Origin of the sequence: Nonomuraea sp. NPDC050478 (genome assembly GCF_044458265.1) — a bacterium.
Lineage (GTDB): Bacteria > Actinomycetota > Actinomycetes > Streptosporangiales > Streptosporangiaceae > Nonomuraea > Nonomuraea ferruginea.
This window is the reverse complement of record NZ_JBITHT010000016.1, coordinates 48,769-56,119: the sequence shown is the minus strand read 5'-3', so window position 1 is coordinate 56,119 and position 7,351 is coordinate 48,769. Positions and strand designations below refer to the sequence as shown.

6 protein-coding genes and 1 pseudogene are annotated in these 7,351 nt (G+C 66.8%); 1 reads left to right on the top strand and 6 read right to left on the bottom strand.

The window, feature by feature from the left end:
* The 5 genes from ACIBF7_RS44370 to ACIBF7_RS44350 form a co-directional block, all read right to left on the bottom strand.
* Positions 1–246, bottom strand: a 246-nt coding sequence (locus ACIBF7_RS44370) for a hypothetical protein (RefSeq protein ID WP_397199851.1), incomplete at its 3' end; no start/stop codon positions are given.
* Positions 247–362: 116 nt separating this feature from the next.
* On the bottom strand, positions 363–809 hold the full coding sequence (locus ACIBF7_RS44365) for a hypothetical protein (RefSeq protein ID WP_364446118.1): 447 nt from the start codon (positions 807–809) through the stop codon (positions 363–365).
* 8 nt (positions 810–817) lie between these two features.
* Positions 818–1,621: a hypothetical protein gene (locus tag ACIBF7_RS44360; protein WP_364446121.1), complete on the bottom strand. Its 804-nt coding sequence runs from the start codon at positions 1,619–1,621 to the stop codon at positions 818–820.
* 296 nt (positions 1,622–1,917) lie between these two features.
* Positions 1,918–2,538, bottom strand: a complete 621-nt coding sequence (locus ACIBF7_RS44355; protein ID WP_364446123.1) for a hypothetical protein — start codon at positions 2,536–2,538, stop codon at positions 1,918–1,920.
* Between the two features lie 23 nt (positions 2,539–2,561).
* Positions 2,562–3,125 carry a hypothetical protein gene (locus tag ACIBF7_RS44350; protein WP_364446125.1) on the bottom strand — a complete coding sequence of 188 codons (564 nt, stop codon included), beginning with the start codon at positions 3,123–3,125 and terminating at the stop codon, positions 2,562–2,564.
* 573 nt (positions 3,126–3,698) lie between these two features.
* On the opposite strand from ACIBF7_RS44350, the pseudogene ACIBF7_RS44345 reads away from it, so the two are divergent.
* A pseudogene (locus ACIBF7_RS44345) lies at positions 3,699–5,071 on the top strand (IS1380 family transposase).
* A 663-nt stretch (positions 5,072–5,734) separates the two neighbouring features.
* Here ACIBF7_RS44345 and ACIBF7_RS44340 read toward each other — a convergent pair.
* On the bottom strand, positions 5,735–7,345 hold the full coding sequence (locus tag ACIBF7_RS44340) for a tyrosine-type recombinase/integrase (RefSeq protein ID WP_397199850.1): 1,611 nt from the start codon (positions 7,343–7,345) through the stop codon (positions 5,735–5,737).
* Between the last annotated feature and the right edge of the window lie 6 nt (positions 7,346–7,351).

Here is a 7,351-nt window from a genome sequence, read left to right as displayed (position 1 = left end):
AGGGCCTTCCGCCGTTTCCACAAAGTCGCAAGCCACCGACCTGCGGTTTCGCACCCGAACATGCCCTGGATCACGGATTAGCTGCGGAACGCGGGCGTCACGGCGTCTGAGCAGGTCGCGGTGCCAACGCAGGATAGTCTCCGGGCGCACCAGCAGCGCAAGGTGTCGCAGTTTCCCCCTCGGCAGGAGGCCGAGAAGTCCGGCGAGCACGAAGCGGTCACCGGACGTGAAGGCGGGCGTGGCCACTTGGCGCTGCAGGACCGTCAGCCCCCGGCGTCCTGCGCTCCGCAAGGCCATGACCTGGCCGGACGGGATTGTCGGCAGGCGCACAGTTGGCCGCGAACGGCCTCACGGCACGGCGTCTACTGCCCCGTATTTCCGCTCGGCCGTGGGGCCTGCTGTTGCCGGCGCCGCTCCCGGTCCTTTGGGTCCACATAGACCGTCACCTGCGGAGAACGTGGGCGGGACTCGGCGCCGTAGTTCGTGCGTTCGATGTCGTTGGCGATCTCGTCCAGCAGGTTGGCGTTAGTGGGGCCATAGAGGATGACGGTCATGAAGGTCGGCTCCCGACTCTCGGGCTCGGATCCGTCCCACATCTGCAGCTTTGAAAGGATGTAGGTGATGCCATGCCCCGAGGGGATCAGGTGCTTCACCGGTTCCACAGTCGAGTAGAGCGTCATCAGCAGATCGGACGGTATCTGCATTTCGCGGTTATCCAGCGCCTGAGCCGTCTGGAAGAGTCCCCGAATCACCGCAGCCGCGTGACGCAGGGCGCGAACCGCGTCGTCACTGCTACCGGGTGACGCCATGCCAGCTGTCAGTGCTCGGTTCTGGTGCCCGCACGGCGGCGGTCGTCCGCGCTGCGGCCCGATGGGCCCGGCCGGGACGGGCCATGCGTGCGCTGCCAGTTGGGCGGACCATCCTCCTCCGCGAGTTGCAGGCCCACAGTCACCGAAACCAGAGCCAACGGTGGCAGCCCGGCGAAGTCGTCGGCAACCCGCCACGAGGGCAGGCGGGCACGTCGTAGAACCCGGACCGAGATGGCGACCAACCCAGCCAGGTACAGATCGACGAGATCGACGGGGGTACGGGCCCGCTGCCAGTGAAACTCATCGAGCTGGGCAGCGCGCAACAGTCGGCCATGGGCGTACGCCACCTCGCTGACGAACTGGGTCAGGGCGAGCCGCGCCGGAGGCCCATCGGTCACGAGACCGGCCAGCGCCAGGCCGGCGCCCCACCAGTCGGCGAGGGCCGTCCCGGTCGCTCCGACCGGAGCCGACCCGCGAGCCTGCACCGCCTCCGCGAGGAATTCTGGCAGCTCGTCGCCATCAAGCATCTGGTCCACGTTCGACATTGCGGTCAAGAGCAGGGCGACCTGCTGCGCCGGGGCTTGCACGGCAAACCACCGGTCGAAGAGAGGCTGCATGCCAAGTGGAGGGGGAACGAAGTGATCGGTAAGCAGCGAACGGAGCTCCGTTGCGGCCGTGGCCGCCGGCCGGAGATCTCCGGTGGCGGCCACCCCCAGGAAGTCTCCAAAGGGGAGGCCGAGCTGCAGATAGCTGTCCGCAGCTCGCAGCAGGGCCCGTTTGCCGGTCTCGGTGTTCAGCAGGAGACGTGCCATGGCGCACTCCCGCCAGGCGTCGGCGCTCTCGGCGGTCCGGACCCACTCCGGGCGTCCTCTGTCTACCCTTTGATCATTGAGTCGACGGCGAAGCTCCTCCGTGGTCTCGCCGTCACTCACGATCTTAATGACAGCTTGCTGCCCCTCCGCAACAGGTCCGTCGCGGAGCAGTCCCATCAGCTGAGCTGGCGTGAACCGGGGCGGGCCGAGGTTTGCGTACGTGGCGTGGAAGCGGCCCCGGGCCTCGACCGCAGCAGACTCCAGGGCCAGGGCGGCCCACACCGGGGCCGGGAGAGTCATAGCATTTCCCGGATGTCCAGTAGCGCCACGGGATGCGTGAACGCCAGGTTCAACAAGACGTCGGTCTCGACCAGTGCGCCGGTGCTGTCCGGAGCCCAGCGCGTCGCGTAGAGAATCTGCCGCGACGGAACATTGACCTTCGCCGTCACCTCTCCCTGCAGGTACCAGGGCGAGTAGGAGCGAAGATGCTTCAGCTCCCGGACCTCCTCGGCGACCCCGGGAATCGTTGGAGCGGGTCGAACGCCCACGAGAACGTAGCAAATGAAGATCCAGCCCGGGCAGGGAGGGTGTCGCGGATCGGTGTAATCGGTGCAGGCAAACTCCAGCGCGGTGCGGAAGGCGCCGTGCGTGACATTAGTCTGCTTCGTAACGTCGCGGTCGACGACGCCTGCGGCGAGCGAGATGAATGGCGTTATCTGGAAAAAGTGCTTGCCGGTACGCGGATCGCGGCGACTGTAGTGGTTGACGTGTAGATCCAGATTCGGTTCAGTCAGGCGCCCGAGTATCTGGTCGAGCGGCAGTGGTGCGGCGGCCCCCAGCTCTAGCCAGCCCCGGCATCGGATGCCTGATCCGCCGCCGAGGATGTCGACGGCGGTGGCCTCGTCCAGCTTGGCCACACCCTTGCAGCACCATTGAACAATCATGTTGTACCGACTTCGCCCGCCTCGGGCAGGCCAACCTCGCCGCTGACCTGACGGAGTAGGGCATCGTAGGCGGCGGCAACCTTCTCCTGCGCCGTGCGATCGGCCTCTGCGGCGAAGTACGCGTTCCATCGCGGATCCCATCCGTCGCCGTACGCCTCGCTGCGGTTCCCATGCCTGGACGTCGGACCGGTGCGGAGTTGAGCGTTGTGGCCGGGCGCAGAGTACGTCTTGTAAGCCTTCGCGGAGAAATGTTCGTATGCCTCGATAGTCGCTGGCCGGAAGAATGGTCGATTGGCGTAGAACAGGCGGTCGAGCGATCTCTTCCGCTGCAAAATGTCCAGGGGCGACAATTCCTTCCAGTTGCCGACCCAAGCGAAGTAGCAATGGAGGTCGTTCAGCTCGGGGAGCGCCTCGCTCAGCAGAGCGATGCGCTTTTCCACCAGTTTCTGGTTCACCCACTGGCGGGTCTCCAGGCGCTTGGTGGCCTTGGTCACCTGGAAGGCTACGGCCACGACCGCCAGCGGCGTTAGAGCCGACACGATCAGCTTGGCGATCTCCAAGGTGCTCCACACTAGGTGGCTCCCTCTCATCTAGGCATCTCATTCTCCGCCACGAGGTGGGTCCGGCGACAGATGTCCTCGCAAGCTTCAGCGCGCCGTCCAATCGACTGCCCTGATACTGCTGCTCCGCCGCCTGCCCGTGCCGCAACGCGCTACCGGCCTGGATCTTGGCCTGCTCCAGGCTGCCCGCGTAGGTGTTCGACGCACTGCCCGCGCCGCGATGAGCCTTGCCCAGTTTGGCCAGCTCGCCGGGCAACGTCTGCAACGCCTCGGCGTACTTGACCGCGTCATCGCCGCGCATGTTCAGCGCCGACTGTTCCCCGACACCCCGTTCAGCCGGGCCGTATTGTCCTCGGCCAGCTTTGCCTGCTTCAACAGGCGCCTCGCCAACGCCAGCACCTGCGCCGGATCCCCCGGAGCAGGATCGCCCGCCAGCCCGAGAGCCTCCTAACCCGCGGCTTTCACGGCGAATTTGAGCCGACCTGATCATTCACATAAGAAAAGCGCCTCCGAGCTGGGAGGATCGGACTTGTCTAAGGCCCCGTCCAACCCAGATCAGAAGGCACTTTCCGAGTGAACTCTATCGCTTCTCGCCGCAAGATCACCGTGTCCGCCGACGGACGCGGGCTGGTCTCCCACAGTGGTGGTCTGCTGCTGGCGCAGACACTGCGCATCACCGGGCTGGACAAGGACCTGTCGCAGCGGCTGGAGCAGTGGCGGCCCGGTCGAGCCGTACATGACCCCGCGAAGATCATCACTGATCTGGCCCTCACCCTGGCACTCGGCGGGGACTGCCTGGCCGACATCGCGATGCTGCGCTCCCAGCCTGAGCTGTTCGGTCCAGTCGCCTCCGACCCGACCGTCTCGCGCCTGATCGACCGGCTCGCCGCCGATCCGGTCCGCGCGCTGAAGGCCATCCGCGCCGCTCGTGCCACCGCCCGCGACCGCGTCTGGCACCTGGCCGGACCGCAGGCTCCCGGAGCCGACGGCCAGCCCGTGATCGTCGACCTCGACGCCACCATCGTCATCTCCCACTCCGACAAGCAGCATGCGGCACCGACCTGGAAGAAGAGCTACGGCTTCCACCCGATGACCGCCTTCGCCGACCACCCCGACGGTGGCGGCGAGCCCCTGGCCCTGATACTGCGGCCCGGCAACGCCGGCTCCAACACCGCCACCGACCACATCGAGACCACCCGCCTGGCCCTGGCCCAGCTGCCCAAGCACCGGCGACGCAACGTCCTGGTCCGCACCGACTCCGGTGGCGGCACCCGCGACTTCCTCGCCTGGCTGACGCGCCCCGGACGATGGCTGAAGTACTCCATCGGCTTCACCATCACCGACGACATCGCCACCGCCATCCTCAAGCTCCCGGCCACCGCCTGGACGCCCGCCTACAACGCCGACCGCCGGCCCCGCCCGGGTGCCTGGGTCGCCGAGATCACCGGCCTGCTGCAGCTGACCGGCTGGCCCAAGGGCATGCGGGTCATCGTCCGCAAGGAACGCCCGCACCCCGGCGCCCAACTGCGCTTCACCGACCTCGACGGACACCGCTTCACCTGCTTCGTCACCGGCACCGCAGGCGGCCAGCTCGCCGACCTGGAACTACGTCACGCCGCCGAGCCCGCGCCGAAGACCGCATCCGCGCCGCCAAGGACACCGGCCTGCGCAACCTGCCCCTGCACGACTTCACCCAGAACCAGATCTGGCTCGAGATCGTCGCCCTGGCCTGCGAACTGCTCGCGTGGATGCAACTGCTCGCCCTGCATGGCACCGACGCCCGCCGCTACGAGCCCAAACGCCTGCGACTGCGCCTGCTCGCCGTCGCCGGCCGCCTGGTGCACGGAGGCCGCCGCCTGCGTCTCCGCATCCCCACGCGATGGCCCTGGGCTGGCCAGGTTCTTACTGCCCTGGCCCGCCTGCACGCCCTGCCGGCACCAACCTGACCAGCACCAACCCGCCCCACGATCAGGAAAGGAAACCCTGCGGGCCCGTGGAACCCCGCCCACCCGGCGCGACAGCCGGGCACCCACGCTGGGCACAGCGAGGAAATCCACCTCCAGCCGAAGACCTCAGCCGACCAACTCAAGGCCGAGAAAGATCGAGGCTAACCACCCGTCATGTGACCACCCAACCTCGCCAACCCCTGATGAGGTTTCGCGCGGATGTACGCAACCGGCCAAGCCAGCAGTTCAACAACCAAACCAGAACGGCATGGATCGACTACGCAACCTTGCCCTGACGGCCAAATGCGCTGACGTGTGACTGCTCGCAAGTTGCTCGTACGCGTTCTATTTCCGCGATATCCGGGCCTCCATGCCGCATGTGTAACCTCACCAGCACCGGCCCGCCGCGCGCGAGGCAGGGACAAATGGCGTATCACGTCGAATGGTCAAGAACGCATGGTTGCTCGGTGGTTGCTCGCGTGTGCACGGCACGGGCCGACACGCGTGGATAGCAACCGACACAGCGGTGAAGAAAATCGCGGAAAGAGCAATACAAAACAACACATTGCGACAGCGGACGACACTTACCGAGGATTCTCATAATCCGTGGGTCGTGGGTTCAAGTCCCACCCGCCCTACCCACTTCACCAGGTACGCAGCACCCTATCCCGCTTCCGCGGGCGGGGGAAGCGGCGCTTGGGGGACCGAAGGGGGACCGCCAGTTTCGGACCCCTCCTTCAGCATGATCTTCCGAGGCACCAGACGAACCGCCGCCTCCGCTGCCGCCCTGGCCACATCCGGCAGCACCGCCGTGTAGATGTCGGACGTGATCCCGATCGACGAGTGCCGAAGCATCGCCGACACGTACTTCATGTCCGTCCCCGCCGCCAGGCTGAGCGTGGCCGCGCCATGCCGGAGATCGTGAAGGCGGATCGGCGGCAGCCCGGCGGCGAACACCAGCCGCCAGAAGTGCTCCGACACCCAGTCCGGGGTCAGCTCCGAACCGTCCTCCTGCGTGAAGATGCGGCCGGTCTCCTTCCACGAGCTGCCCCACGCCAGCTTCTCCGCCAACTGCCGCCGGCGGTGCGCCCGCAGTACGGCCAGCGTTCCCGAATCCAGCGCGACGGCCGCCTCCGATGCCCGCGACTTCGGTTTCCCCTCCTCCACCCGGCCACCGACGTTGGACAGTTGCTTAGCCACCGTCAGAACGCCTTCCTCCAGCTCGCCGTCCACCCACCGCGCACCGCACGCCTCCCCGCGCCGCAGCCCCCGGAACGCCACCAGGTGATACAAGGCATAGAGCCGGTCCGGGACGGCATGGTCGAGGAACGCGCCGAGCTGGGCCGGCGTCCACACCATGACTGGCGAAGGGCGCGGCGTCGCCAGCCACACCCGGAACCGTTCCAACGGCTTCTGGGACTTCTCTTTCGTGGCCTGCTCCGCCGCCAGCCGCTGCTCGAACTCCGCGGTGAAGGCTTCCACTCGCGGTTGGGTCCACACCAGGGCTTGCGGCCTCTCCCCCGCATCCAGCTTCACCAGCGTGGCGGCGTTGAACGACACCAGGTGGTCTCGCTCGGCGTCGGCCAGCACCGTCCGGATCGTCGCCTTGACTCTCTGCTTCGTCGACGATCCGGTCGGACGCTTTCCTCGCACGCTCGCGCGTACCTGCGGGTCGTCGGACTCTCGCGCCGCGAGCAGGGCCGCGTTCTTCTCGTCGATCCGCGTGAACACTTCCTCGACCTTCGGCGCGAACAGCCTGTCGAGGCGTACCTCGTCGAGCACCTCACCGAAGTGCGTGTCGTGGTGCGAGATGTAGCCGATCAGCGTCGACTCTCGGATGTCCTTCAACCTGCGACGCCGGACCACCCATTGCTTCCAGTACTCGCCGAAGGTCATCGCCTGGAGCGGCTGACCGGCCCTGAACTTGCGCTGTACCTCCTCGTACTCCGGCATCGGCGCCTTCTTCCGATGCGCCGCTTTGATCACGGCGAGGATCTCCATCCGCGCCTGATGCCCGTCTGGGCCAGGATCGGGGATGTCGAGCAGGCGCCCGATCGCCTGGAAGTACGCGGTCACCTCGTCCGCCGAGGCGAAGCCGCCCAGCTTCAGGTAGCTGCGTTTCCCATCCGGCCCTGGCGGGAGTTCCTCCTTGCCGTACCAAACGCCGTGTCTGGGATTCCACGAGCCGTCCTTCCGGCGCAGCTTCGGGCACTTCGCGCCGAGCTCACGGCCGTTCTGTCGGCACTTGCATCGTCTGAACGGATTGCCCGTCAAGGCTCA